General features: G+C 64.4%; 22 protein-coding genes and 1 tRNA gene. 18 read left to right on the top strand and 5 right to left on the bottom strand.

Going from position 1 to position 23,401, the window contains the following annotated elements; all coding sequences use genetic code 11:
- Positions 1-26 precede the first annotated feature (26 nt).
- From P8X75_11430 to P8X75_11395, 8 genes are all read left to right on the top strand, one after another.
- Positions 27-1,100, top strand: coding sequence for an ABC transporter ATP-binding protein (locus P8X75_11430; protein MEJ1995799.1), 1,074 nt, complete (start codon positions 27-29; stop codon positions 1,098-1,100).
- 100 nt (positions 1,101-1,200) lie between these two features.
- On the top strand, positions 1,201-1,470 hold the full coding sequence (locus tag P8X75_11425) for a twin-arginine translocase TatA/TatE family subunit (protein ID MEJ1995798.1): 270 nt from the start codon (positions 1,201-1,203) through the stop codon (positions 1,468-1,470).
- A gap of 123 nt (positions 1,471-1,593) precedes the next feature.
- The gene (gene tatB / locus P8X75_11420) at positions 1,594-2,118 is read left to right on the top strand and encodes a Sec-independent protein translocase protein TatB (GenBank protein MEJ1995797.1); all 525 of its coding nucleotides are present in this window, start codon (positions 1,594-1,596) and stop codon (positions 2,116-2,118) included.
- Between the two features lie 17 nt (positions 2,119-2,135).
- Positions 2,136-2,963, top strand: a complete 828-nt coding sequence (gene tatC, locus P8X75_11415; protein ID MEJ1995796.1) for a twin-arginine translocase subunit TatC — start codon at positions 2,136-2,138, stop codon at positions 2,961-2,963.
- A gap of 111 nt (positions 2,964-3,074) precedes the next feature.
- The gene (gene serS, locus P8X75_11410) at positions 3,075-4,352 is read left to right on the top strand and encodes a serine--tRNA ligase (GenBank protein ID MEJ1995795.1); all 1,278 of its coding nucleotides are present in this window, start codon (positions 3,075-3,077) and stop codon (positions 4,350-4,352) included.
- Positions 4,345-5,127, top strand: coding sequence for a 5'/3'-nucleotidase SurE (gene surE / locus P8X75_11405; GenBank protein ID MEJ1995794.1), 783 nt, complete (start codon positions 4,345-4,347; stop codon positions 5,125-5,127). The genes serS and surE overlap by 8 nt, the downstream gene beginning before the upstream one ends.
- A complete protein-coding gene (locus P8X75_11400) occupies positions 5,128-5,787 on the top strand; it encodes a protein-L-isoaspartate(D-aspartate) O-methyltransferase (protein MEJ1995793.1) in 660 nt (219 codons plus the stop codon).
- 113 nt (positions 5,788-5,900) lie between these two features.
- Positions 5,901-6,983, top strand: a complete 1,083-nt coding sequence (locus tag P8X75_11395) for a LysM peptidoglycan-binding domain-containing M23 family metallopeptidase (GenBank protein ID MEJ1995792.1) — start codon at positions 5,901-5,903, stop codon at positions 6,981-6,983.
- On the opposite strand, the gene P8X75_11390 is transcribed toward P8X75_11395, so the two are convergent.
- Positions 6,980-7,858 carry an ATP-binding protein gene (locus P8X75_11390; GenBank protein MEJ1995791.1) on the bottom strand — a complete coding sequence of 293 codons (879 nt, stop codon included), beginning with the start codon at positions 7,856-7,858 and terminating at the stop codon, positions 6,980-6,982. The two genes, P8X75_11395 and P8X75_11390, sit on opposite strands and share 4 nt — an antisense overlap.
- A gap of 195 nt (positions 7,859-8,053) precedes the next feature.
- On the opposite strand from P8X75_11390, the gene yajC reads away from it, so the two are divergent.
- The 4 genes from yajC to P8X75_11370 all read left to right on the top strand — a co-directional run bounded on the left by yajC (position 8,054) and on the right by P8X75_11370 (position 11,350).
- Positions 8,054-8,335: a preprotein translocase subunit YajC gene (yajC, locus tag P8X75_11385; protein MEJ1995790.1), complete on the top strand. Its 282-nt coding sequence runs from the start codon at positions 8,054-8,056 to the stop codon at positions 8,333-8,335.
- A 93-nt stretch (positions 8,336-8,428) separates the two neighbouring features.
- On the top strand, positions 8,429-9,991 hold the full coding sequence (gene secD / locus P8X75_11380) for a protein translocase subunit SecD (protein MEJ1995789.1): 1,563 nt from the start codon (positions 8,429-8,431) through the stop codon (positions 9,989-9,991).
- Positions 9,992-10,012: 21 nt separating this feature from the next.
- Positions 10,013-10,942: a protein translocase subunit SecF gene (secF, locus tag P8X75_11375; GenBank protein MEJ1995788.1), complete on the top strand. Its 930-nt coding sequence runs from the start codon at positions 10,013-10,015 to the stop codon at positions 10,940-10,942.
- 27 nt (positions 10,943-10,969) lie between these two features.
- The gene (locus P8X75_11370) at positions 10,970-11,350 is read left to right on the top strand and encodes an Mth938-like domain-containing protein (protein MEJ1995787.1); all 381 of its coding nucleotides are present in this window, start codon (positions 10,970-10,972) and stop codon (positions 11,348-11,350) included.
- A gap of 65 nt (positions 11,351-11,415) precedes the next feature.
- Here P8X75_11370 and P8X75_11365 read toward each other — a convergent pair whose 3' ends face one another.
- Positions 11,416-12,015 carry a superoxide dismutase gene (locus P8X75_11365; GenBank protein ID MEJ1995786.1) on the bottom strand — a complete coding sequence of 200 codons (600 nt, stop codon included), beginning with the start codon at positions 12,013-12,015 and terminating at the stop codon, positions 11,416-11,418.
- A 187-nt stretch (positions 12,016-12,202) separates the two neighbouring features.
- Between P8X75_11365 and P8X75_11360 the strand changes: the two genes are divergently transcribed.
- Complete coding sequence (locus P8X75_11360; protein MEJ1995785.1) at positions 12,203-13,054, top strand: phytoene/squalene synthase family protein; 852 nt, start codon at positions 12,203-12,205, stop codon at positions 13,052-13,054.
- A gap of 6 nt (positions 13,055-13,060) precedes the next feature.
- Here P8X75_11360 and trmFO read toward each other — a convergent pair whose 3' ends face one another.
- From trmFO to uvrA, 3 genes are all read right to left on the bottom strand, one after another.
- Positions 13,061-14,428 carry a methylenetetrahydrofolate--tRNA-(uracil(54)-C(5))-methyltransferase (FADH(2)-oxidizing) TrmFO gene (gene trmFO, locus P8X75_11355; GenBank protein ID MEJ1995784.1) on the bottom strand — a complete coding sequence of 456 codons (1,368 nt, stop codon included), beginning with the start codon at positions 14,426-14,428 and terminating at the stop codon, positions 13,061-13,063.
- A gap of 72 nt (positions 14,429-14,500) precedes the next feature.
- Entirely contained in the window at positions 14,501-15,691 is a 1,191-nt protein-coding gene (locus P8X75_11350) for an adenylate/guanylate cyclase domain-containing protein (protein MEJ1995783.1), read from the bottom strand.
- A gap of 17 nt (positions 15,692-15,708) precedes the next feature.
- Complete coding sequence (gene uvrA, locus P8X75_11345) at positions 15,709-18,582, bottom strand: excinuclease ABC subunit UvrA (protein MEJ1995782.1); 2,874 nt, start codon at positions 18,580-18,582, stop codon at positions 15,709-15,711.
- 213 nt (positions 18,583-18,795) lie between these two features.
- Here uvrA and ssb point away from each other — a divergent pair, with 213 nt between their 5' ends.
- The 5 genes from ssb (at position 18,796) to P8X75_11320 (ending at position 23,401) form a co-directional block, all read left to right on the top strand.
- Positions 18,796-19,293 (top strand): single-stranded DNA-binding protein, encoded by a 498-nt coding sequence (gene ssb, locus P8X75_11340; protein MEJ1995781.1) that lies wholly within the window; start codon positions 18,796-18,798, stop codon positions 19,291-19,293.
- Positions 19,294-19,297: 4 nt separating this feature from the next.
- Positions 19,298-19,747: a GNAT family N-acetyltransferase gene (locus P8X75_11335; GenBank protein MEJ1995780.1), complete on the top strand. Its 450-nt coding sequence runs from the start codon at positions 19,298-19,300 to the stop codon at positions 19,745-19,747.
- Positions 19,748-19,890: 143 nt separating this feature from the next.
- Entirely contained in the window at positions 19,891-22,713 is a 2,823-nt protein-coding gene (gyrA, locus tag P8X75_11330) for a DNA gyrase subunit A (GenBank protein ID MEJ1995779.1), read from the top strand.
- A gap of 5 nt (positions 22,714-22,718) precedes the next feature.
- Entirely contained in the window at positions 22,719-23,237 is a 519-nt protein-coding gene (coaD, locus tag P8X75_11325; GenBank protein MEJ1995778.1) for a pantetheine-phosphate adenylyltransferase, read from the top strand.
- 88 nt (positions 23,238-23,325) lie between these two features.
- Positions 23,326-23,401 (top strand) — tRNA-Lys (locus tag P8X75_11320).

The following is a 23,401-nucleotide window of genomic DNA, read 5'->3' as shown; positions in this document are numbered from 1 at the left end:
GCAAAGAACCATCAGCCGGAAGGTCCATGGAAGTCCTCGCACTCAAGTCGGTCCACCACTGGTATGGCGACATCCATGCCGTCGACGATCTTTCGATCGCCGTCGAAGCGGGGGAGGTCGTCTGCCTACTGGGCCCCTCGGGCTGCGGCAAGACCACCGCGCTGCGTGTGGCCGCGGGACTGGAGACCTTGCAGGAGGGTGAGGTCCGCCTGGGCGGCAAGGTCGTTGCCGACGGCAGGCGCGACATGGCGCCGGAGGACCGGAACGTGGGCCTGGTGTTTCAGGACTACGCGCTCTTCCCCCATCTGACGGTGGAAGCGAACGTTGGCTTCGGGTTGACCCGCTTTTCCTCCGCCGAACGCAGGGAGCGGGTCCAGCACGCCTTGAAGCTGGTGGGCATGGCCGGGCAGGCGCGCAGCTATCCCCATCAGCTCTCAGGAGGGCAGCAGCAGCGGGTGGCTCTGGCCCGCGCGCTGGCGCCTCGTCCGCCGGTGATGCTTCTGGACGAACCCTTCTCCGGCCTTGATTCCCGTTTGCGCGGTCAGGTGCGCGACGAAGCGCTCCACGTCTTGAAGGAAGTTGGCGCCGCGACGCTTCTGGTCACGCACGACCCTGAAGAGGCGATGTTCATGGCCGACCGGATCGCCGTCATGAAGGACGGCAAGCTGATGCAGGTCGGCACACCTGCGGAGCTCTACTTCGCGCCCGAGAACGCCTTTGTCGCCTCCTTTCTCGGCGACACGAACCGCTTGGTCGGTCAGGTGTCTGGCGGCAGCGTCGCAACCCCGCTCGGAGATTTGGAGGCCAAGGGCTTCGATGAGGGCGCGGAGGTCGAGGTCCTGATCCGTCCCGAGGCGCTCCAGTTGATGGCCGGGCAGGGGGACGCCGGTGACGGCGCCGGGCTCGTGGAGGTCGAGGCGGCCCGGCTCCTGGGCCGCAGCAGCCTAATTCACCTTTCGACCGGCGCTTCGGAGGAGGGTGCGCGCCTGCATCTCCACGCCCGGGTTCCAGGCCGTTTCCTGCCGTCCGAGGGCGAGCGCCTGAAAGTGCAGCTCGACCGCAGTCAGGCCTTTGTTTTCCCTGTAGGCACTGCTAGATAGTGGATGAAGTTCGCGTGGCATTGCCGTGCAGGCCGTATTTTGCGATAGTCCGCCACGAGCACTGCTCCAGCGGGCAGGGAAATTCTAGGGAGAAGCCCAAATGGGTAGTTTTAGCATCTGGCACTGGTTGATCGTTCTGGCGGTCGTGCTTCTGCTTTTTGGCGGCGGCGGCAAGATTCCCAAGCTGATGAAGGACGTCGGCTCGGGCATCAATGCCTTCAAGAAGGGCCTCAAGGAAGAAGACAAGAAGAAGGCCGAAGCCGAGGACGATTCGCCGCCCAAGGCCATTGAGGGCGAAGAGTCCGCCACGACCACGGCGGCTTCGTCTTCGAGCGAGGAGACCGAAGAAAAGAAGGCCGCCAACGGTTAAGCCGCTGGCTTTGAAGGCTTCCTGAACGCAGGGCGGCGGCGCGAGTATCTGAGCCCGTCGCCCTTTGTCTCCCATCCGGCTCTCACTTTTCGAGAGAGCCACTTTTTCTGGTGCTAGACAGGCATGTTTGATCTTGGTTGGACCGAAATGGCGGTCGTCGCCTTGGTCGCCCTGGTGGTGATCGGGCCCAAGGACCTGCCCGGCGCCATGCGCACGGTGGGCCACTGGGTGCGCAAGATCCGTCTGATGGCCCGCGATTTCCAATCCAACCTCGATGACATGATCCGTGAAAGCGAACTGGACGAAGCCCGCAAGGCGGTCGAGTCCACTAAATCACTCAAGGATCCGTCAAAGGCGCTGAAGGACACCATCGACCCGACCGGCGACGTCGAGAAGGAGGCGAAGGACCTGGAAGACGAGGGCCGCCGCCTGACCACCGACGCCAAGAACCCCGGCAGGCTCTCCGAAAAGCCCAAGGAAGAGAAGAAGGCAGAAGCGGCCGAGTCGAAGGTCGAAGCTTCGCCGGGCGACGCGAAGACGGGCGACGCGAAGGCTGCTTCCGGCGGAGCGGAGAGCGCGAAGAAGACCGCCGAACCGGCGAAAGAGAGCAAGGCCGAGACGGCCAGCGCCTCGCAGAAAAGCGCTTGAAGAGGGTCTGAGAGGCGATGAGCGATAACTCCGTGGAAATGAGCAAGATGCCGCTGCTCGATCACCTGATCGAGTTGCGCCAGCGCATGCTCTACAGCGTTTTGGCGCTGTTCGGCGCCTTCATCGTGGCGTTCTTCTTCGCTCAGCCGATCTACGATTTCCTGAACCAGCCCCTGGCCGATATTTTGCTAGAGATGGGGGCGTCCCAGGATCAGAGCCGGCGCATGATCGCGACCGACTTGACGGAGGTCTTCTTCACCCAGATCAAGGTGGCCTTCTTCGCTGCGGCCTTCATCTCCTGTCCGATCTTCCTGTCGCAGATCTGGTTCTTCATGGCCCCGGGGCTCTACAAACACGAGCGTTCGGCCTTCGCGCCTTTCCTGATCGCCAGCCCCATCCTCTTCTTCATCGGCGGGGCGCTGGTCTATTACCTCATCATGCCGATGGCCTGGAGCTTCTTCCTGGGCTTCGAGACGCCGGGCGGCGAGGGCTCCCTGCCGATCCAGTTCGAACCCAAGGTCAACGAATACCTCTCGCTGGTGATGAAGCTGATCTTCGCCTTCGGGCTCTGCTTCCAGCTTCCTGTGATCATGACCCTTCTGGCGCGCGTCGGCCTTGCGACTTCGGCCGGCATGGCCGCCAAGCGCAAGTACGCCATCGTCGGCGTCTTCATCGTCGCCGCGATCTTCACGCCGCCCGATCCTTTGAGCCAGATCTCCCTGGCCGTTCCGATCATCCTGCTCTACGAGGTGTCCATCTACATGGCCAAGCTCGTCGAGCGGAAGCGTGAGGAGCGCGCGGAAGAGATGGACGAGGAGCTGGACGACGAGACCGGCGGACCCTGATCGCGGCTCTGGACGCGACGCGACCGGCTCCCCTATAACCACCGAAGTACGCCAACCGCCGCCGCGGGCAGGGTCCCGCGCGCCAAAACAAGCAGCAAGAAACGGGACGAGATGCTGGACCTGAAGTGGATTCGTGAGAACCCGGACGCGCTCGACGCCGCTCTGGCGAAACGGGGCGCGGAGCCCCTGAGCGCGCAAATCCTGGCGCTCGACAAGACTCGGCGCGAGGCCATCACCGAGCTGCAGGAGCTGCAGGCGAAGCGCAACGAAGCCTCCAAGCGCATCGGCGAGAAGAAGCGGGCGGGCGAGGATGCGGAGGCCGAGATCGCCGAAGTCGCCCACCTGAAGGGGCGTCTGGGCGAGCTGGAAAGCGAAGAGGCCAAGGCAGGCGAGGCGCTGGAGGAGATTCTGGCCGGCATTCCGAATGTCCCGGCGGATGACGTGCCGGTCGGGGAGGACGAGGCCGCGAACGTCGAGATCCGCGCCTGGGGCGAGCCCGCGCAGTTCCCGTTTGAGGCAAAGCAGCATTTCGAGCTGGGCGAGGCGCTAGGCGGTTTGGACTTCGAGACGGCCGGGCGGATCGCCGGATCGCGCTTCACCATCATGCGCGGACCCATCGCGCGCCTGCACCGGGCGCTGGCCCAGTTCATGATCAACCTCCATACCGAAGAGCATGGCTACCTAGAGGTCATTCCGCCCTATCTGGTTCGAGGCGAGACGCTCTATGGCACGGGGCAGCTGCCCAAGTTCGGCGAGGACCTGTTCCGCACCACCGACGACCGCTGGCTGATCCCCACCGCGGAGGTGCCGCTGACCAGCCTGCCCGCGGGCCAGTTGCTGGAGGAGGGCGAGTTCCCCTGGCGGGTCACGGCCTGGACGCCCTGTTTCCGGTCCGAGGCGGGGGCCGCCGGCAAGGACACCCGGGGCATGCTGCGTCAGCACCAGTTCGACAAGGTGGAGTTGGTCTCGATCACGCTGCCGGAGCAGTCCGCGGAAGAGCACGAGCGCATGACGGCCTGCGCGGAGAAGGTTCTGCAACTCCTGGAGCTGCCCTATCGCACCGTGGTGCTTTCAACCGGTGACATGGGGTTCGGCGCGCAGAAGACCTACGACATCGAAGTCTGGCTGCCGGGCCAGCAGGCCTACCGGGAGATTTCGAGCTGTTCCAACTGCGGGGATTTTCAGGCCCGGCGAATGAACGCGCGTTACCGCCCCAAGGGCGGCGGGGCGCCCCGCTTCCTACATAGCCTCAACGGTTCCGGCGTCGCGGTCGGGCGGGCCCTGATCGCAGTGATGGAGAACTATCAGGAGGAAGACGGTTCGATCCGCGTGCCCGAGGTTCTGAAGGCCTACATGGGCGGGTTGGAGCGCATTTCACTCGATGCTTGAGCCGCTGGCCGATCTCACCAAGGCGCGGATCCTTGTCACAAACGATGATGGCATCCATGCCGGCGGCCTCGCCGTCCTGGAGAAGATCGCGCGTACCCTCAGTGACGATGTCTGGGTGGTGGCGCCGGAGATCGAACAGTCCGCGACCAGCCATTCCTTGACCATGCGTCGCCCTCTGCGCGTCCGGGAACTGGCTGAAAAGCGCTATTCCATCGATGGTACGCCGACGGACTGCGTGCTGGTGGCGACCCGGTCCATCCTGAAGGGGCAGCGCAAACCGGACCTGATCCTCTCGGGCATCAACCAGGGCGGAAACCTTGGGGAGGACGTGACCTACTCAGGCACGGTCGCCGCCGCCATGGAAGGCGCGCTGCTCGGATACCGGGCGGTGGCTCTCTCCATGGTGAGGGAAGGCGACCATCAGTACCGCTGGCAAACGCCCCTCGAACATGGCGCCCAGGTGATCAGGAAGCTGGCCGCGGTCCCTCAACCGCGAGAAACCCTGATCAACGTCAACTTTCCCGATCTGCTGCCCGAGGCTGTGAAGGGCGTTCAAGTCTGCGCCCAAGGCCGGCGCGACGAGCAGACCTCCGTCGTCGAAGGGGTCGATCCCGGCGGCCGTCCCTACGTCTGGATCGGCAGCTATCAGAGCGACAAGAGCTCGACCGCGGACAGCGACCTGATCGCTATTACCCAAGGCTACATCACGGCCACGCCGTTGCATCTGGACCTGACCTACACACCGCTTCTGGAAAAGCTGAACGAGGCCTTCTAGATGACCCTCGAGGCCCGCAAGATACGCTTGATCATGGAACTGCGGCGCAGCGGCATCACCGATACCGGCGTCTTGGCGGCCATAGAGCGCATCCCGCGCGAGGCTTTCGTGCCGGAGCCGTTCCAGGACCAGTCCTATGAGAACCGCACCCTGCCGATCGGGCAGGGGCAGACCTTGAGCCAGCCGGGCGTCGTTGCCCTCATGACCCAATCGGTAATGCCAGACAAGGGCCAGAAGATCCTGGAGGTCGGCACGGGCTCCGGCTACCAGGCGAGCGTGCTCTCGCGCCTTTTCCGCCGTGTCTACACCATCGAGCGCTACAGGGAGCTGTTGCGCAGCGCGGAAGAGCGGTTCGAGGCGCTGCGCATCTCCAACATCACGGCCAAGGTGGGCGACGGTTACGCCGGATGGCCCGAGCAGGCGCCTTTCCAGCGGATCATCGTGACGGCCGCCGCCGCCGACATCCCGGGTGGGCTTGTCGATCAGTTGGGGGAGGGGGGCATCATGGTCATTCCCCTCGCGCGTCCGGGCAAGGAGCAGGAGGTGGTGCGCCTGACACGCGGGCCGCAGGGCTTCGAGGAGGAGCACCTGACCACCGTGCGCTTCGTGCCCATGGTCCACGGTCTGCCGAAAAGCGCCGTCAAAGCAACCAACGGCTGAGTCGGATTCATCGCATCGCCCTGGACGCTGCGGGGCTTCTCTGGCATCAAGAACAGGTGGGCGCAGCATTGCGAGTCGCCCGCCGGACGAAGGGGACATGGAGTGTTGCCGGCATGGGGTGGGGTGAGACGAACGCCCGGACGGCCAAGGGACTAGCAGCTGCCTGTGCGGCTCTTCTGCTGCTGTCTGCCTGCGCGCGGAGCGAGGGTCCGGCCCCCGTCACCTATGGATCTTCAAGCTCCACCTACCAGCCGGGCGCCGCAACCGGAAGCCAGACGGCGCAGCGCCCGCTGCTGCCCCAAGGCGGGGTCCACGTGGTGCGGCGCGGTGAATCGCTCTACAGCATCTCCCGTGGTTACGGCGTACCCCTGCGCAGCCTGATCGACGCCAACAGCCTGAGGCCGCCCTATACGCTGCTTCCGGGCCAGAGCCTGTCCATCCCGCGGGCCAAGGTGCATACGGTTCAGCGTGGTGACACGGTCTACAGCCTTTCCAAGCGCTACGATGTGTCCATGACGGAGTTGACCCGGGCGAACGGTCTGGGGCCACCCTATGACATACAGGTCGGCCAGCAGCTGACCATTCCAGCGCCCGGCAGCTCTTCCACTCCGGCGCCCCTGGCGAGGGCACCGCAGCCTCAGGCGGCCCCGGCGCCTGCTGAGCCAAGTCAGACGGCGGAGACCGCCGCGCAGCCCCCGCTGCCACAGGAGAAACCGCTTCAGAGCGGTGATAGCCAAACGGCGGCGGTCACCGCCAAGCCAAAGCCCGCGCCCTTGCCGCCGCCACCGGGGGCGAGCGGTCGCTTCTCCTGGCCGTTGCAGGGACGCATCCTTTCCGGCTTCGGCGCGAAGGACGGCGGGTACTTCAACGACGGGGTCAATATCGAAGCGCCGGCGGGGGCGACGGTCCGGGCCGCGGAAAACGGCGTCGTGGTCTATGCCGGGTCCGAACTGAAGGGCTTTGGCCGCCTGCTGCTGGTCAAACATTCAGGCGGCTGGGTGACAGCCTATGCGCACAACGCGCGTTTGCTGGTCAGCCGGGGACAGACGGTCACCAAGGGTCAGGAGATCGCCCTGGTCGGCGCCACCGGGAACGTGGACCGGCCCCAGCTTCACTTCGAGCTGCGCAAGGGCTCGGACGCGGTGGATCCCATGAAGCACCTGCCAGCCCTGCAATCGGCCGTTATCAGCGATTAGTCCAGAGGTTGCCCCAGGCGGCCGGCCAGGTCCTGAATGTACTGCCAGGCGACGCGGCCAGAGCGGCTGCCGCGCGTGACTGACCATTCCACGGCTTCCTTGCGCAGCGTCTCAGCATCGATCTTCAGGCCGTAGCGCTCGACGTAACCCTCGATCATCGCGAAGAAGGTGTCCTGATCGCAGTTGTGGAACCCGAGCCAGAGGCCGAAGCGGTCGGAGAGGGAGACCTTCTCCTCGACGGCTTCTGAGGGGTTGATCGCCGTGGAGCGCTCGTTGTCGATCATGTCCCGCGCCATCAGGTGACGGCGGTTGGAGGTCGCGTAGAAGATGACGTTCGTGGGGCGTCCCTCGACACCACCCTCCAGCACGGCCTTCAAGGACTTGTAGGTCGCATCCTCCTGATCGAAGGAGAGATCGTCGCAGAAGAGAATCGCGCGGCGGGGCTGGCTGCGCAGCATGGAGAGCAGGCGGGGGAGGCTGGGAATGTCTTCCCTGTGGATCTCCACCAGCAGCAGCTTGGCGATACCCTCAGACTCGGCGGCCTCGTTGACGTCGGCGTGGACGGCCTTCACCAGGCTCGACTTGCCCATGCCGCGCGAACCCCAGAGCAGGGCGTTGTTGGCCGGGAATCCCTTCGCAAAGCGCAGGGTGTTGTCGCGCAAGGTCTCGCGCTGCCGCTTGATGCCCTGAAGCAGGTCGATGTCGACGCGGTTCACCTTGGCGACCGGCTCCAGCCGGTTGGCATCGGCATGCCAGACAAAGGCGTCGGCGGAATTCAAGTCGGCGGCCGCCTGTGGTGGCGGGGCCAAACGCTCCAGCGCGTCGGCGATGCGCGTCAGAACCTGGGTCATATGATCGTCCTGGTCTTGGGCCATGACCGTCTGAAAAGCTCCCCTGAGAAAAGAATCGGCGGAGACTAGCTCCACGCCCCAGGGCGGTCAACTTGGCGGCGGCGGGAGAGGGGCGTGCCGCTTACCCTTGTAAATCCAGGCCGGGCGTTGCATTTCCTCTGAGGAGAGTTATAGTCCGCGCCTGATTTTCCAGCGCGTTTATCCTACTAGGAGTCGACCATGCTGATTTCCACGGCTTACGCCCAGAGCGCGGCCCCCGCTGGCGGCGGATTCGATATCATATCCCTGCTGCCGCTTATCCTGATCTTCGTCGTTTTCTACTTCTTCCTGATCCGTCCGCAGCAGAAGAAGATGAAAGAGCACCGCAACATGGTTGAGGCCGTGAAGCGGGGCGACCGCGTTGTGACCTCCGGCGGCATCATCGGCGAGGTGACCAAGATCATCAGCGATTCCGAAGCGGAGGTTGAGATCGCGCCGGGTGAGGAAAAAACCAAGAAATAAGCGGCTGGAGCGGCAAAGGGCGGCTCGGAAGCGGGGGAACTGCTTGAGCCCCGGTTCCTTTGGTATCCAAGGCCGGTTGAGAAGATAGGCGACATGATTAACATCCCGCGTTGGCAAAGCATCTTGATCCTGGGGATCGTCCTTCTGGGCGTGGCCTTCACCGCCCCGAACTTCGTTTCCCAGAAGACCCTGGACAGTCTGCCGGACTGGCTGCCCAACAAGCAGATCAACCTGGGTTTGGACTTGCGCGGCGGTTCCTACCTGCTGCTTGAAGTCGAGATGGATGCCGTGGTTGAGGAGCAGCTCGAGAACCTCGTGGACGCCATCCGTCTGGAACTGCGCGGGAACCGGATCAACTACACCAATCTGGGCATCCAGAACGGCCAGGTGGTCTTCGGTCTGCGCGATAGCAGCAAGGCCGATCAGGCCCGCGAGCTGCTGGCGCCCATTGCTGAGGGCTACGACCTGACCGTCGAGGACGGCACCTTCACCTTCGCCATGACCGAGGAAAGCCGGCTTGAGCGTCAGGCCAGCGTTCTCAGCCAGTCCATTGAGATCGTTCGCCGCCGTATCGACGAGACCGGCACCCGCGAACCCTCCATCCAGCGTCAGGGCGACGACCGCATCGTGGTTCAGCTTCCCGGCGTCGACAATCCCGAGCGCATCAAGGAAATCCTGGGCCGCACGGCCAAGATGACCTTCCGCTTCGTCAACAGCGAGGTGGTGCCGGGCCGCGATCCCATCCCGCCCGGGTCGGAGCTGCTCTACGGTCCTCCGGACGTACCGGGCGGCGATCCGCGGCCCTATGTCGTCCAAAAGCGGGTCATGGTCAGCGGCGACACGTTGACCGATGCGCAGCCGACCTTTCAACAGAACCAGCCCGTCGTCAGCTTCACCTTCGATTCCGTGGGCGGAAAGCGCTTCGCCGACGCAACGCGCGAGAACGTCGGCCGGCTCTTCGCCATCGTCCTCGACAATCAGGTGATATCCGCGCCGGTGATCCGGGAACCCATCCTCGGCGGCAGCGGTGTCATCTCAGGCCGCTTCACGGTTCAGGAGGTCAACGATCTGGCGCTGCTGCTGCGCGCCGGTGCGCTGCCTGCGCCCCTGACCATTCTCGAGGAGCGGACCGTGGGGCCGGGTCTCGGCGCCGACTCCATCGCCGCCGGCGAGATCGCGTCCCTCGTGGGGCTTCTGCTCGTCGTCGTCTTCATGGCGGGCGCCTATGGCTTCTTGGGTATGATCGCCAATGTCGGGCTCCTGGCGAACATCATCTTGATCATGGCCGCGCTGTCCGGGCTCCAGGCGACGCTGACGCTTCCAGGGATCGCGGGTATCGCGCTCACCATCGGCATGGCGGTCGATGCGAACGTTCTGATTTTTGAGCGCATCCGCGAGGAAGTGAGGGGAGGGCGCGGGCCGGTGCCCGCCATCGAGCAGGGTTACAAACGCGCCCTGACCACGATCTTGGACTCCAACCTCACCACGCTGATCGCCTCGGTGCTGCTGTTCAACTTCGGTTCGGGTCCGATCAAGGGCTTCGCCGTCACCCTGGCCATCGGCATCGTTACTTCCATGTTCACCTCGATCATGTTCACCCGCCTGATCGTGGTTACCTGGCTGCGCCGGAAGCGTCCCGCGCAGCTGGCGATCTGACCGGGCGGGGAGGATAACCAGATGGCTTTGATCAAGAAGCTGCCCATCGCGCCGAACCTAAACGCCATTCCGCGCCGTAAGATCTTCTTCGCCATCGGCATCGTCGTCGTGACGGCCTCGCTTTTGGGCGTTGCGCTGAAGGGACTGAACTTTGGTGTCGATTTCCGGGGCGGCATCCTCATGGAGGTTCGCACCGAAGGCCCGGCCGACCTCTCCGACCTGCGCGACCGCGTTGGCGGGCTTGGGTTGGGCGAGGTCACGCTCCAGGAATTCGGCGAGCCCACCGACGTGCTGATCAACATCGAACGTCAGCCCGGCGAGGAAGCCGAGCAGTTGGCGGCCATCGAAACCGTGAAGGGTGCCATCGGCGATGTGGTGGCGGACTACCGCCGCGTTGAGTTCGTCGGTCCGAAGGTCGGCGAGGAACTGAAGGAAGCCGGGATTCTGGCGACGGTGCTGGCCCTGGCGGCCATCGCCGCATACGTCTGGTTCCGCTTTGAGTGGCAGTTCGCGGTGGGTGCGCTGGTCGCGCTGCTGCACGACGTAATCGGCACGATCGGCTTCTTCGCCCTGACCGGCCTGGAGTTCAACCTCGCCAGCGTGGCGGCGGTCCTGACGGTCGCGGGCTATTCGATCAACGACACCGTCGTGATCGCCGACCGGGTGCGGGAGAACCTGCGCCGCTTCAAGAAGGCGCCCCTCACCGAGGTGCTGAACAACTCCATCAACGAGACGCTGTCGCGCACCATGATCACCGGTCTTACGACCCTGATCGCCCTGCTGGCGCTATCGCTCTTCGGCGGTGAGGTAATCCGCGGCTTCTCGCTGGCCCTGGTCTGGGGCGTGGTGATCGGCACCTATTCCTCCATCGGCATCGCTGTGCCGCTGCTGCTCTACACCGGCGTGCGCCGCTCCAGCCTGGAGGAGACCACCGCGGAGGCGCGGCCCTAGTAGAGTCTGCAACGACCGGGAGGCCCCATGGACCTGACACCGCTCGTCCCCGAGGACCGCAAGCTTATCGATAGCTATCGCGAGACCGGCTTCAAGGTGAGCGGAGAGTGGCACGAGGGCGCGATCCTCCTGCTGCCGACGCGGGTCATTCCCTGGACGCCCCCCGAAGACCTCCGGTCCCTGGAGGCGGAGCATTTCGCACCGCTGTTCGAAATTGGCGAGCCGCCCGAGATCCTTCAGATAGGCCTGGGCAGCAGCGGCTTCCTGTTGCCGCGCCCGCTGCGCGAGGCTCTACGGGAGAAGGGGCCGGTTCCCGACGCCATGGCCACCGGTCCGGCCTGCCGCACCTACAACGTGCTGCTCGCTGAGGGCCGCTTGGTGGCGGCGGCGCTGATACCGGGCGCTTGACCCAATGAAAAACGCCCGGGCCATCGGGCCCGGGCGCTCTTCTTAGTACCCAGAATGAACAGGTTTTAGGCGTTCGCCAGGTTTTCGTTGGCGAAGTCCCAGTTGACCAGGTTGTCCAGGTAGGACTGCAGGAAGTCCGGACGGCGGTTCTGGTAGTCCAGGTAGTAGGCATGTTCCCAGACGTCGCAGGTCAGAAGCGGGGTCTGGCCAGCCTGGGTCAGCGGCGTGTCCGCATTCAGCGTGGCGACGATCTTGGCCTTGCCGCCCTCTGCGACCAGCCAGACCCAACCGGACCCGAAGCGGCCCGCGCCGGCGGCCTTGAACTGCTTGGCGAACTCTTCGTAGGAGCCGAAGGCCTCCGTGATCATGTCGGCCACCGCACCGGTCGGTGCGCCGCCACCGCCGGGCTTCATGGAGTTCCAGAAGAAGGTGTGGTTCCAGATCTGGGCCGACTGGTTGAAGAGACCGGCGTTGCCGCTGTCGGCGGCCGCCTGGATCAATTCTTCGAGGCTCTTGCCCTCGTGCTCGCTGCCCGCGATCAGCTCGTTGGTCTTGTCGACATAGGCCTTATGGTGCTTTCCGTGGTGGAAGTCGAAGGTCTGAGCGGAGATGTGCGGCTCCAGCGCATCCTTGGCGTAGGGCAGGTTCGGGAGCTCGAAAGCCATGGTTTCCCCCTTTTTGAGGTTTGCGGTTCCAGGTTCGTTGCAGGCCCGGTAACCGGGGGCCTGCGTATTGTCTTACCTCTCGATAGATAGGCGTTCTCGGTTTCATATAAACCATCAAGGGCCGAAAAAAGTAGTGTTTCAGCTTTTCACGGCTTGGTCGGGCCTCACCCCCTGATAGGCTAGGGGCATGGCTCTCGCGGAAGACTACAACTACTGCGCGGCGGAAGTCCGGCGCTTCGACCACGATCGCTACCTCTCGCTGCTGCTGGCGGCGGAGCCGTTGCGCCGTTCCCTCCTGGCGATCTACGCCTTCAATCTGGAGATCGCGCGCACGGCGGAATCGGTTAGCGAACCCATGATCGGGCAGATACGCCTGCAGTGGTGGCGCGACAGCATTGAAGGTCTCTATGGCGGCGCGCCGCGCCGCAATGCCGTGATCCAGCCGCTTGAGGAGGCGATATCGACCGGGAATCTGACTCGAAGCCATTTCGAGGGCCTGATCGATGCGCGCGAGCGAGACCTCGACCCGGATCCGCCGGAATCGCTGGCCGCGCTCGAGCGCTACGCGGAAGCGACCTCGGTCCCTGTGATGCTGCTGGGTCTGGAGGCAGCCGGAGTGCGCGAGGGTCCGGCCTTGAAGGCCGCGCGCCATGCCGGTCTGGCCCTGGCGCTGACGGGCATCCTGCGCGCCACGGCCTTTCTCACCCGCCAGCGGCGCATCCTCTTGCCGCTCAAAGGCATGAGGGCGGCGGACGTCAGTCCTCAGGAACTGCTGGACGGGCGTCTCGCCCCCTCCGCGCTGTCGCCGGTGGTACGCCCGATCGCCGAGCGCGCTGCCCGGCACCTCATGCTGGCGCGCCGGGACAGCCGCCGGATAGATCGGCACGCCCTGCCGGTCTTCTGGCCCGCGACCCTGGCCGAGTTGCACCTGCGCAGACTTCACGCGGCGGGCTTCGATCCCTTTGATGCAAGAGTGCAGGAGGCCCCGCCGGCACGGCCCTGGCGGCTGCTCGGCGCACGGCTCCTGGGGCGCTTTTAGCTCAGATCATTCGGCGGCTTGGGCGGGATGGTTCAACCAACCATCCAGATCGGCGAGCGCGCGGCTGCTGTAGCCTTTCTTCCGCTCCGCCTTGCCGCGCCGTCCGCCCTTGGCGTCCTCCAGCGGCGGAAAGAGGCCGAAGTTGACGTTCATGGGCTGGAAGGACTCTTCCTCCGCACCGCCCGTGATATGCGCCAGCAACGCGCCCAGCGCCGTGGTCTCCGGCGGGCGGGAGGGCGCTTCACCCCGGCGTTCAGCCGCGGCGAAACGACCTGTCAGAAGGCCGATGGCCGCACTTTCCACATAGCCTTCGACCCCGGTCACCTGTCCGGCGAAACGGATGCGCGGATCGACCTTGAGACGGCAGCTTTCATCCAACAGACGGGGCGAGTTGATGAAGGTGTTGCGGTGAATCCCGCCGAGGCGCGCGAACTCCGCGTTTTCCAGTCCGGGGATCATCCTGAACACGCGGGCCTGCTCGCCGTACTTCATTTTCGTCTGGAAGCCGACGAGGTTATAGAGCGTGCCCAGCTTGTTGTCCTGGCGCAGCTGCACCACGGCATGGGCGCGCTTGCCGGTGTGGGGATCGGTCAGGCCAACCGGCTTCATGGGACCGAACCGCAAGGTGTCCGCGCCGCGCTCGGCCATCACCTCTATGGGCAGGCAGCCTTCGAAGTAGGGGGTGTCCTTCTCCCACTCCTTGAACTCGGTCTTTTCGCTTTCGACCAGGGCCTGGATGAAGGCCTCATACTGCTCACGGTCCATCGGACAGTTGATGTAGTCCTTGCCGGTGCCGCCAGGCCCAACCTTGTCGTAGCGCGACTGGAACCAGGCCCGCTCGAAGTTGATGGAGTCCTTGTGGACGATGGGCGCGATGGCGTCGAAGAAAGAGAGATAGCCTTCGCCCGTCGCCTCGCGGATCGCCTCGGCAAGCGCGGGCGAGGTGAGGGGGCCGGTCGCCAGGATCACGGAGTCCCAGTCGGCGGGCGGCAGACCTGCGACCTCGCCTCGTTCGATGGAGACCAGCGGGTGCTCTTCCAGGTGCCGCGTCACCTCCTGCGAGAAGAGGTCGCGGTCGACAGCCAGGGCTCCGCCCGCCGGCACCTGCGCCTTGTCGGCGGCGGCCATCACCAGGGAGTTGCAGCGGCGCATCTCCTCATGCAGCAGGCCGACCGCGTTGCTCTCGAAGTCGTCGGACCGGAAGGAGTTGGAGCAGACCAGCTCAGCCAAGCCGTCAGTGTGGTGGGCGTCGGTCTTGCGTACAGGGCGCATCTCATGAAGCAGAACCGGCACGCCCGCCTGGGCGATCTGCCAAGCGGCCTCGCTGCCCGCAAGCCCACCGCCCACGACATGTACCGCCTTTGTCTTGGTCATGACTGCCTCGTTCTCTCCGGATCAGGGGCACCGTCTCTACCAAAGGAAGCCCCCTTTGGCAAAATTCTTGCATCAGAGCGAGGGATAGAGAATCTCGCGCGCGTCCTGGATGCCCTTCAAGGGATGCTGCCCCAGGCTTTGGTAATCCCCGCCTTGACGCTCTGCAAACTCTCGGGAAACCACGATGCGCTCAGGCGTATCCTTGCTGTGAGGCTCAATGCGCGTCACCAGATTGACCGCGGGGCCGATCACGGTGAAATCCAAGCGGTTGAGTGCGCCGATGTTTCCGAACTGGACGTCGCCGACGTGCAGGGCTATGCCGCAGGCCAATTCGAGGTCCGGATAGTCCGCGGCCAGCTTCTCCATGGCCTGCTGTGCTTCGATGGCGGCCAGGAGAGCCGAAGAGGCGGCCGTGCAGTCCTTGATATGGTTTGCCGGGCAGGGATAGATCGCCAGCATGCCGTCACCGATGAACTTCAGAATCTCGCCGCCATGCCGCTGCACGGGTTCCGCCACGGCATCGAAGTAGCGGTTGAGCAGTTCCACCACCTGTCCCTGCTCCAGGCTCTCGGAGATCGGGGTGAAGTTCCGCAGGTCGCAGTAGAAGATGATCGCGTGGATTTCCTCGGAGATTCCACGGTGGATCGCGCCGTTGAGGATTCGTTCGCCGGCGTTCCGACCCACGTAGGTGTCCAGAAGCGTGCGGGCGAGCTGGCGCGTCTCCTGCAATTCCAGCGCCGCCCCGAAGGTGGCGTTGGTGTTATCGATAAGCGCGAGTTCGTCAGCGGAAAAGCCTTCTTCCTTGCGGGTCGCAATCGAAATCGCAGCGGGGCCCAGCACCCACATCGGCAGGGGCAGCACGAGGTAATGGGAAATGCCTTGCCCGCGCAGTTCATTCAGGATCGGGAAGTCTTCCTCGTCGGGAGCCGCGGTCAAGCGGCGCTCGATAGCGGGACCGCCCTCGAAGATCGGCCGCACGGGCGAGCGCAGATAGACATCCGTTACCTCGATCCCATACTGCCGGCCGGTCTCGGCCGTGCCGCCCGCGTCCCTGTTCCAGACAAAGGTCCTGGCGCGGAGCTGCGGGTTCAGCTGCCGAAGGTGCAAGGAGAGCCGGTCCAGCGGGATGCCCACTTCCCGCAGCTTTCGGGCATAGCCGTCGATGAAAAGCGTGTGGCGCCCATAGGTATCCCGGTTGCGCAACAGCCATTCGCTGACCTCGATGGCCTTGGCGCGCAGTCCCTTGTCCTGAAGCTCGATCATGGGTGGGGGCCCTTTCGTCAGGCGGACTTGCGCTTCCCGCTGCCGCTGCGCAGGTAGGGGGCAAGATACTCACCGGTAAAGCTGCCCTTGGTTCCGGCAACTTCCTCGGGCGTGCCGCTCGCGACGATACGCCCACCCTTGGTGCCGCCCTCAGGCCCGAGGTCGAGTATGTAGTCAGCCGTCTTGATGACTTCCAGATTGTGTTCGATCACAAGAACGCTATTGCCCTGGGCCACCAGCGCGTGGAGCACCTCCAGCAGTTTGCGCACATCCTCGAAGTGCAGTCCGGTGGTCGGCTCGTCAAGAATGTAGAGCGTGCGGCCGGTCGAGCGGCGGGCCAGTTCGCGCGACAGCTTGATACGCTGCGCCTCGCCGCCGGATAGGGTGGTCGCCGACTGCCCGATCTTGATGTACCCGAGGCCGACCCGCTCCAGGGTTTCCATCTTCGTCCGGATCGAGGGAACGGCCTTGAAGAAGGTGACGCCTTCCTCCACCGTCATATCAAGAACGTCGGCTATCGACTTGTTCTTGAATTTAATTTCTAGGGTTTCCCTATCGTAACGTTTGCCTTTGCAGACGTCGCACTCGACATAGACGTCGGGCAGGAAGTGCATCTCGATCTTGATCACGCCGTCGCCCTGACAGGCCTCGCAGCGCCCGCCCTTCACGTTGAAGGAGAAGCGGCCCGGCTTGTAGCCGCGCGCCTGGGCCTCCGGCAGGCCGGAGAACCACTCGCGAATCGGGGTGAAGGCCCCGGTGTAGGTCGCGGGGTTGGAGCGCGGCGTGCGCCCGATCGGCGATTGATCGATGTCGATGATCTTGTCGAGGTATTCCAGCCCCTCGATCCCCTCGTGGCGGCCCGGCAACTCACGCGCGCCGTTCAGTCGGCGGGCCAGCGCCTTGTAGAGCGTTTCGATGATCAGCGTGGACTTGCCGGAGCCCGAAACCCCGGTGATGCAGGCGAAAGTGCCCAGCGGCAGCTCCGCGTCGACGTTCTGCAGGTTATGGGCGCTCGCGCCCTTGATCCGTATCTTCTGGCCGCGATGCCCCTTGCGGCGGTCGCGGGGCAGCTCGATCTGCTTGAACCCGGTGAGGTACTGCGCGGTCAAGCTGCGGTCGGTCATGCGCATGACCTCGTCCGGTGTGCCCTCGGCCACGACCTCACCGCCATGGACGCCCGCTCCGGGCCCCATGTCGACCAGATAGTCGGCCGAGCGGATGGCGTCCTCGTCGTGCTCCACGACGATCACGGTGTTGCCGAGATCGCGCAGGCGCTTCAGCGTCTCCAGAAGTCGCGCGTTATCGCGCTGGTGCAGGCCGATGGAGGGCTCGTCGAGCACATAGAGGACACCCGTCAGCCCCGATCCGATCTGGGAGGCGAGGCGGATACGCTGGCTCTCCCCACCTGACAGGGTGGCGGAGGCGCGGCTGAGCGTCAGGTAGTCCAGGCCCACGGCCTCCAGGAAGGAAAGGCGCTCGTTGATTTCCTTCAAGATGCGCTCGGCGATCTCCTGCTGCTTGCCGGTCAGCTTCTTCGGGAGCGCGCGGAACCACTGCGCGGCGGCGGCTATGGAGAACTCCGCCACCTCGCTGATGTGCAGGCCGTTGACCTTCACCGCCAGGGCCTCGGGTTTCAGGCGGTGACCGTTGCAGGTCTCGCAGGGGCGGTTGGCCTGATATTTGTTGAGCTCGTCGCGCACCCAGTCGCTGTCCGTCTCGCGCCAGCGGCGCTCCATGTTCGGGATGATGCCCTCGAAGGGCTTGTTGGTCTCATAGGTGCGCAGGCCGTCGTCGTAACGCAGCGTCACGGGCTCGCTGCCCGTGCCGTAGAGAATGGACTGCCGCACCTCCGCGGGAAGCTCTTTCCAGGGCGTGGTGGTGGAGACCTTGAAGTGCCGCGCGAGGCTATCGAGCGTTTGCTTGTAGTAGGGCGAGGTGGAACTGGCCCAGGGCGCCACGGTGCCTTCGCGCAGCGCGAGGTGCGGTTCCGGGATCACCATGTCCGGATCGAAGTAGAGGGTCGAGCCCAGGCCGTCGCAGGCCGGGCAGGCGCCGAAGGGATTGTTGAAGGAGAAGAGACGCGGCTCAATCTCATCGATGGTGAAGCCGGAAACCGGACAGGCGAACTTGGCCGAGAAGGCAACGCGCTCACCACTGTCCGCATTCTCGGTGAAGGCCAGCCCGTCGGCGAGGCCGAGGGCGGTCTCGAAGGAATCGGCGAGGCGGCTCTCAAGGCCCTCGCGCACCACCAGGCGGTCGACCACCACCTCGATGTCGTGCTTGCGCTTCTTGTCGAGGGCCGGGGCCTCCTCGATCTGGAAGATCTCTCCGTCGATCTTGACCCGCTGGAAGCCGCGCTTCTGAAGGTCCAGCAGCTCCTTGCGGTACTCGCCCTTGCGGCCGCGCACGATGGGGGCCATCAGGTAGAGCCGCGTGCCCTCTTCGAACTCCATCACCCGGTCGACCATCTGGCTGACCGTTTGGCTCTCGATCGGCAGCCCGGTAACCGGGGAGTAGGGAATGCCTACCCGCGCATAGAGCAGGCGCAGGTAATCGTAGATCTCGGTCACGGTCCCCACCGTGGACCTCGGGTTCTTCGAGGTGGTCTTCTGCTCAATGGAAATCGCCGGGGACAAGCCTTCGATGGAGTCCACGTCCGGCTTTTGCATCAACTCCAGGAACTGCCGCGCATAGGCCGAAAGCGATTCGACATAGCGGCGCTGTCCCTCGGCGTAGATGGTGTCGAAGGCGAGCGAAGACTTACCCGAGCCCGAAAGTCCCGTGATCACCACCAGCTTCTCGCGCGGCAGATCGACGGCGACGGATTTAAGGTTGTGTTCCCTGGCGCCGCGAACGGCAATTACAGGCGCGCTAAGCTTATGATCGCTCACAAAAAGGCTCTTCTTTTCAAGGATAGGCTTCCAAATCTGCTCGTCCTCCAATATGGGGCATGGCAGGCGGATTTGCCACCGCCGCCAACGGTCTTTCTGAGGGCGGCGGCGGTAGGTGACAGGGTGGGGGCTGGCGGTCTAAAGTCACGGCTGCGAATCGCGCCGCGGAGGGCGCAGTGAACCTCGAAGAAAAGATAGGGAGAGCCGGGCAGAATGGCAGGTAGCGTCAACAAGGTGATCTTGATCGGAAATCTCGGCCGCGATCCCGAAGTCCGTTCGACAAATGCAGGCGCGAAGGTAGCGAATTTCCCCTTGGCGACCAGTGAGACCTGGCGCGACCGCCAATCGGGTGAGCGCCGGGAGCGCACCGAGTGGCACCGCATCGTCATCTTCAACGAAAACCTGATCGACGTGGCGGAGCGTTTCCTGAAGAAGGGCTCGAAGGTCTACATCGAGGGCCAGCTTCAGACCCGTAAGTGGCAGGGGCAGGACGGGCGCGACAACTACACGACCGAGGTCGTGCTTCAGCGCTTCCGGGGTGAGCTCACAATGCTGGACACCCGTGGCGGCGGCGAAGGCGGCGGGGGCGGTTACTCGGACGACGGCGGCTATGGCTCTTCCTCCGCAGGCGGCAGTGGCGGCTCAAGCAGCAGCTCCGGAACGGGATCCAGCGGCAACGCGCCGGACCTGGACGACGACATCCCCTTCTAGGTCCGTGCAGCTATCCTGGCGGCAGTTTCACGAGCTTGATCTGGAGACGCTCTACGGCTTGCTCCAATTGCGCAGCGACGTGTTCGTGCTGGAGCAGCAATCCCTCTACCGGGACATCGACGGGCGCGATCAGGCGGCCCATCATCTCCTCTGCCTGGAGCAGGGCGGGCTCATCGGCAGCCTGCGGGTCGAGGAACCCGGCGGCATCCGCCCGGAAGCGACCATCGGCCGTGTCGTCGTTTCCGCGAGCGCCCGTGGGCGCGGTCTCGGGCGCGAGATGATGACCGAGGCGCTTGGCTATATCTTGGGGAACTGGGGCGCTTGCCCGGTTCTTCTGGGCGCACAGGCGGTCCAGCAGGGCTTCTACGAGAGCCTGGGATTCAGGGTCTGTTCGGACCCTTACGACGATGGCGGAATCCCTCATATCGACATGCGCCGCGAGGTCGCCGCTTAGATGGCCGGTTTCCTTGTGGTAAAGGCTTAAATTTGTTATATTTTTTGCGACTCGCCGGGTTGTTTTGACCTTTGCGTCACGGCAGGTGAGAAAAGCGCGATAAAAACCTGAATTATAACAATAATTTTCCAGGAATTCAGCCGTTGAGCGAAGAGACCCCGAAGCCGACCGATTCGGACATCCTGCCGGTCACCATCGAAGACGAGATGAAGCGCTCCTACCTCGACTACGCCATGAGCGTGATCGTGGCCCGGGCGCTGCCGGATGTGCGTGACGGTTTGAAGCCGGTTCACCGCCGGATTCTCTATGGCATGAAGGACGGCGGTTACGACTGGAACCGGGCCTACCGCAAGTCGGCGCGCATCGTCGGCGACGTCATGGGCCAGTATCACCCGCACGGCGACTCCGCGATCTACGACGCCATGGTGCGCATGGCGCAGCACTGGTCGATGCGCGCGCTGCTCGTGGACGGCCAGGGCAACTTCGGCTCCATCGACGGCGATCCGCCGGCGGCCATGCGTTATACCGAGGCGCGGCTCCAGCGCCTGGCCAGCGAAGCCTTGCTGGAGGACATGGACAAGGAGACGGTGGATTTCGTCCCCAACTACGATGAATCCACCACCGAGCCCAGCGTGCTTCCGGCTCGCTATCCCAATCTGCTGGTCAACGGCGCCGGCGGTATCGCCGTTGGCATGGCGACCAACATCCCGCCCCACAACCTGGGCGAGGTGATCGACGCCTGTTGTGCCTACCTGGACGACCCGATGATCTCGGTCGAGCAGTTGATGGAGTACGTCAAAGGGCCGGACTTCCCGACCGGCGGCATCATCCTTGGCACCCAGGGCATCCGCGACGCCATGCACAGCGGCCGTGGATCGGTCGTGGTGCGTGGGCGCGCGGAGATCGAGGTGCGCGGCGGCGACCGTGAATCGATCATCATCACCGAGATTCCCTATCAGGTGAACAAGGCCCGCATGATCGAGCAGATCGCCAACGCCGTGCGCGCGGGCACCATCGAGGGTGTTTCCGAGCTGCGCGATGAGAGCGACCGGCAGGGCATGCGCGTGGTGGTGGACCTGAAGCGCGACGCCATGGGCGACGTGGTCCTGAACCAACTCTACCGCTTCACGCAGCTTCAGACCTCCTTTGGCGTCAACATGCTGGCCCTGAACAGCGGCAGGCCCGAATTGATGGGTCTGAAGGACGTGATCACCGCCTTCATCGAATTCCGCGAGGAGGTCATCACCAGGCGCACGGCCTACGACCTTCGCAAGGCCCGGGAAAAGGCGCATATCCAGCTGGGTCTTGCGGTCGCGGTGGCGAACATCGACGAGATCATCGCGCTGATCCGCCGCGCGTCCGACCCGGACTCCGCGCGCGCCCAGTTGATGGAACGTTCCTGGCCGGCGGAGGAAGTGGCTCCGCTGATCGCGCTGGTCGACGAGCCCGGGCGGGTGCTGGACGAGACGGGGAACTACAAGCTCTCCGAAGCGCAGGCCCGTGCGATCCTGGAGCTGCGCCTCCAGAAGCTCACCGGCTTGGAGCGTGACAAGATCGCCGAGGAACTCCAGAGCCTCATCGACCAGATCAAGGAATTCCTGGCGATCCTGGAGAGCCGCGAGCGCCTGCAAGAGGTGCTGCGCGAGGAGATGCTCGAGGTGCGCGAACGCTATGCGGACCCGCGCCGCACGGAGATCGACGAGGCGGGCTTCGAGCACGACGACGAATCGCTGATCCAGCGCCAGGAGATGGTCATGACCATCACCCACGGCGGCTATATCAAGCGCGTGCCTCTCTCGACCTATCGCGCGCAGCGCCGGGGCGGCAAGGGCCGCTCGGGCATGGCGACGCGAGACGACGATTTCGTGACGCAGGTCTTCGTCTGTTCGACCCACACGCCGGTGCTCTTCTTCACCTCACGCGGCATGGCCTACACCATGAAGGTCTGGCGCCTGCCCCAGGGCACGCCGCAGGCCCGTGGCAAGGCGCTGGTGAACCTCTTGCCGCTGGAGCAGGGCGAGTACGTCACCACCTGTTTGCCGCTGCCCGAGGACGAGGCGCTTTGGCAGGACATGTTCGTGATGTTCGCGACCTCCAAGGGAACGGTGCGCCGCAACAGCCTCTCGGACTTCACCAACATCAAGGCGAACGGCAAGATCGCCATGAAGCTGGAAGAGGCCGGCGGCGGCTCGCTGGTCTCCGTGCAGCTTTGCAGCGATCAGCAGGACGTCCTGCTGGCGACCGCCATGGGCAAGGCGATCCGCTTCCCCGTAACCGACGTGCGTGTCTTCGCGGGCCGCAACTCGGTTGGTGTGCGCGGTATCTCTCTGGCCGACAAGGACGAGGTCATCTCCATGTCGATCCTGACCCATAAGGAGGTCGACACGGAGCTGCGGGACGCCTACCTGCGCTATGCTTCCGCCAAGCGCCGTGCCCTCGGCCTGGAAGACGGTGAGGGCGAGGCCCCGGAGACGGCGGCGGTCGATCTTTCCGAGGAGCAGATTCTGGAGTTGGAAGCCGCCGAGCAGTTCATTCTCTCCGTTGCGGCGGATGGCTTCGGCAAGCGCACCTCAGCCTACGAATACCGACTCACCAAGAGGGGCGGGCAGGGCATCGCCAACCTCGACCTCTCGCGGGGCAAGAAGCGCACGAAGGTGGTCGCCGCCTTCCCGGTGGAGGCGAACGATCAGCTGATGCTGGTGACCGACGCAGGCAAGCTGATCCGCATGCCGGTCGAGGGGATCCGCATTGCCGGGCGCACCACCCGGGGCGTGACGCTGTTCCGCATCGACGAGAAGGAACGCGTGGTCTCCGTCGCCTGGATGGGCGAGAGCGAGGACGCCGAGGACCTGCCGGAGGATCTGCCGGAGGCTGCGGAGGACCCCGAAGAGACGCCGGGCGACGACACTGCCGGTGAAGAAGCGGGGGAGGAGACCCCTGATCCTGATGCAGGGCAGGAGGAGTAGGGCCGATGGCCGCCAAGGAACTGGTTGCGGTTTACCCCGGAACCTTCGATCCCATCACTCTGGGGCACATGGACATCATCAAGCGGGCCACCCGTATCGCCGATCGGCTAATCATCGCCGTGGCGCGCAACGCCGGTAAGGCGCCGATGTTCTCGACGGGCGAACGGGTCCAGATGGTGCAGGACGAATTGGAGGAACTGACCGCCAACGGCGCCACTCTGGAGGTCCGCTCTTTCGACAATCTGCTGATGCATTTCTGTGAGGACCTGGACGCCAATGTCATCGTGCGCGGTCTGCGGGCTGTCTCGGACTTTGAGTACGAGTTCCAGATGGCGGCGATGAACACGCGGCTCAACGCCGAGATCGAGACCATCTTCCTCATGGCCTCCGAGCGCCAGCAGTTCATATCCTCGCGTTTCGTGAAGGAGATCGGGCGCCTCGGCGGTGACATCCGCTCCTTCGTCAGCCCGCGGGTGGCGACCATCCTTCAGGACCGCTTCGGAAGGCTCGAAGACGGCGAGTAGCCATCGCTTCGGAGTAAATACCGGAATCGGCGCCCAGGCGGCTTGACGGAGCGGGATGCCCTGCGTAGCTTCTCGCCACTTTGCAAGTGGGCCCGTAGCTCAGTCGGTAGAGCAGCTGACTTTTAATCAGCGGGTCGCAGGTTCGAATCCTGCCGGGCTCACCA

The sequence above is a fragment of the Limibacillus sp. genome, from assembly GCA_037379885.1.
GTDB lineage: Bacteria > Pseudomonadota > Alphaproteobacteria > Kiloniellales > CECT-8803 > JARRJC01.
This window is presented reverse-complemented; position numbering and strand designations above follow the sequence as displayed.